The sequence below is a fragment of the Patescibacteria group bacterium genome, assembly GCA_041665345.1.
Classification (GTDB): Bacteria; Patescibacteriota; Patescibacteriia; order PEXW01; family PEXW01; genus JBAYJA01.
This window is the reverse complement of sequence record JBAYJA010000010.1, coordinates 1-2932: the sequence shown is the minus strand read 5'-3', so window position 1 is coordinate 2932 and position 2932 is coordinate 1. Positions and strand designations below refer to the sequence as shown.

General features: G+C 52.1%; 5 protein-coding genes. All 5 read right to left on the bottom strand.

Annotated features, from left to right (window positions below):
* A partial coding sequence (locus WCV85_06885) for a hypothetical protein (GenBank protein MFA6474562.1) occupies positions 1-254 on the bottom strand: 254 nt, incomplete at its 3' end.
* Between the two features lie 106 nt (positions 255-360).
* Complete coding sequence (locus WCV85_06880) at positions 361-969, bottom strand: IS1595 family transposase (GenBank protein ID MFA6474561.1); 609 nt, start codon at positions 967-969, stop codon at positions 361-363.
* A gap of 415 nt (positions 970-1384) precedes the next feature.
* On the bottom strand, positions 1385-1933 hold the full coding sequence (locus WCV85_06875; GenBank protein ID MFA6474560.1) for a hypothetical protein: 549 nt from the start codon (positions 1931-1933) through the stop codon (positions 1385-1387).
* Complete coding sequence (locus tag WCV85_06870) at positions 1861-2310, bottom strand: hypothetical protein (protein ID MFA6474559.1); 450 nt, start codon at positions 2308-2310, stop codon at positions 1861-1863. Before WCV85_06870 ends, WCV85_06875 begins: the two co-directional genes overlap by 73 nt.
* Before the next feature lie 82 nt (positions 2311-2392).
* Positions 2393-2932: AAA family ATPase (locus tag WCV85_06865; protein ID MFA6474558.1), on the bottom strand; the 540-nt coding region annotated here is incomplete at its 5' end.

Below are 2932 nucleotides of genomic sequence, written 5' to 3'. Positions count from 1 at the left end.
AGGGGCATGTCCGCTCGGTCGTTTTCATGACCGGGTGCTAACTCTCTATAACCAGGGAACATTCCTTCGGTATCAAACTCACCGTCCTCACTGTAGTTACCATAGTGTGCGCTAAAGCAAAGACCAGCACCAACGAGCGACATAATTGCATTCAGATGAGTTGTGCGGTTTGCGCTTACTAGAGCCCCCAATGCGCGTGCAGCAGCGTCTATCTCCTCTCCGGTGTATCCATGTTCGCCATGGGTAAGGGTCATTGATACTTCCTCAGTCAACCCATGTGAACTATCAATGAGAAAGAAAAGTACGCGTTTGACGATTTCATCTCCGTCCTTCGATTTGGCAATGAGATACTTCAGGGCATTAGGTAGCAGTTGGAACAGCCGAGAGGGTTTTCGTTAAGTAGGCAAGGGGTGAATCGAAGATTTCTGGTGAGGAAAATCTAATGCAGAATTCACTCACGTATTCCGGCAGGTATGCTGGCGTACTGTGATGATACATTCTGCGGATGAAGGTGCGAAGATTCCCGAACATGCCTTCAATCTCCGAGGTCAGGCCGAACTCGAACCGTTTGTGGATGTCCCTGCGGTGCGTCACTGGCCACCAGTGGTGAATGCCCTGGTATATCGCAGCCCCATCGGTCTGCAAGCGGGAACGGGGTTGAATGTTTTGGAAGAGAAACTGGGTGGCATCCCGTCTATCCACCGAGGACTTCGGCAGGGTGTGATGAGCGATGTGCCGGCTGCCGACCTGCTTTGCCATGAGCAGGGACAAGGAACGAAAGTACGCTTCGTCCATTTGGACGGTACCTTGCAGCAGAGGCTGTATTTCCGGCACCTGGAGGCGAAACACGCGAAACCACAGCCGGACGGTCTTCTCATTCACGTGGCAGAGCTTCTGCGTCTGCCGCACTGGCACCGCCTGGGTCCAGCACCACAGCAAGCACCACCACGTACGCAGGGAGAGCTTCATGCCCGCAAGCCAGGTCCCGGAGAATAGCGTGAAGGGAAGGCGACAACGTCGGCAGCGATACCGAGCTTCGGAGGTATATACCTTCCGGGAATGGCACCCGGGACAGCACAGGTTCGTGCCAAAGCGAAGACGGCGAACAACCTTGCGGATCTTGGCTTCTGAGGGAATCTGACGAAGCAGAGAAATCATATGGGTACAGGTTAAGGGTGACTATGGGTAACCCTAGTCCTGTTCCAACTGCTGGTGAATGCCCATACTTCAGCGTCTCAATTTTCTGTTTCCATCCACTCATTTGCATGAAACCTCCTATCAAAGTTTGTTTATTTTGTAATGGTATGTGCGGTTATCGATATGCAAAATTAGCACATACCATTTTTTTGTCAATAGTGAGGTCTGCGAAAAGATTCTGTATCCTCTACGTCTTTCTATATACGTAGAACTTTGAACCCTTGGGATTTTCTGGCACAGGGTCAATCACCTGGGTTGGTGACCAGCCTGGCAGCGCAAAGCCGTAGCTGATAATCGTCTGACCAGGCCGCGTCTCCTCTTGGAGTTTGCGGCTCAGGGCAGGGAGACCTGCAGGCGCCAGGAAGGTGAAGATGACCGTGGGCTCACTAAGGTCAATGTGAATGACATTCTGCATGTGCATGGCCCAACGAGTAGATTTTGAGGCTCGGAGTTCTCCCAAGAACCAGAAAAAGGGGGAGAGCTCAAAACCCTCAGCCTTGCAGTTGGTCGCACGCACTAATTCTTGCAGGAATTTTCCGTCGCCAGCACCCAGGTCGTACACCAGGTCATGCTCGCCAATGAGCTTGGAGGCAACCAAGGCAGCAATGGCGTGTTTGGGTGTGCGGACAAAAGGAACCCGGAGCATGAGCAGCACCACAAAACTCATGAAGGCGGCAACCAGGGCCAGAACCAAAAGGAGAATGAGTAGTCCGGCGAAGATGTAGAGGATGAGCATATACGATTAGCATAGCGCAGGCTACACTTTCCCGCGACATACAATCCAGTTGCAGCTGTGGCACACGCAGGCAGGCCTCGTGGTAACGAAATGGCGAAAGTAGGTCGAGAATAAAAAAGACCCCAGATTTCCAGGGTCAACGTTTCAGCATGTGCGGGTGGTTTTGGCTCCACTTTTTTCATTGACGAGAGCCAGCCAGTGAGCATGCCAGCAATGATGATGGCTCCTACAAAGTGCCACAGTAAGAAAGAGCGACGCTCTTCTTTGTCATCCAATACGGGGTTGTCGGCATTCCATACCAGGGCAAAGAGCATGAAAATTACAGTAAAGACCACAAATAGCAGAACGTCCTTCCAATAGAGGAAGAGAAAATCCATAGACACTCCTTTTATCAAGGGTTTGTATTTTCGCCTTCAATGTATGCAACCATGCTTCTGCTGTCAAGCTGGTATTCATGCATTAAAAGAGCGCCGTCTGTTTTTGTTGTTTGCGCTCGCCGGGTTTGAAAATGTGGACCGTACCAAATTCACCGTCGTAGCCAGCGGCAATGTGGAGTTTCCCAGTACGGACGCGTTTGATAGCTTCAGACACATCCTCACCCCCGTGCGTGGCAATGTCCGGCAGGGGAGTTTCCAGCAGAACATTGAACTCACCATTAAGTTCTTTCACCAATTTCTCGTACACCAGCTGCACTTTCTTGCTCGCTGGACCAACGTCCATGGCTTCGCCAATGGTTTCTTCCAGGGGGACGAGTGTTCGGTACGGAGGTCGCTTTGTTGGTTGGTAGTCTACTGGCCGATCAGCCAGCTTTTCCACGCGGCTGAGGACGCCCACGGTGACCGGCTTCTTGCAGACGGGGCATACCCCGCCGTGCTTCTTAGTTTGCGCTGGGGTCAGGCGCTGCTGGCACTTGGCATGGCCGTCCAAGTGGTACTTGCCTTCCTCTGGGAAAAACTCAAACGTCTCGGCAATGCGGTTTTTTGAAGGCTTGCGTCCGGT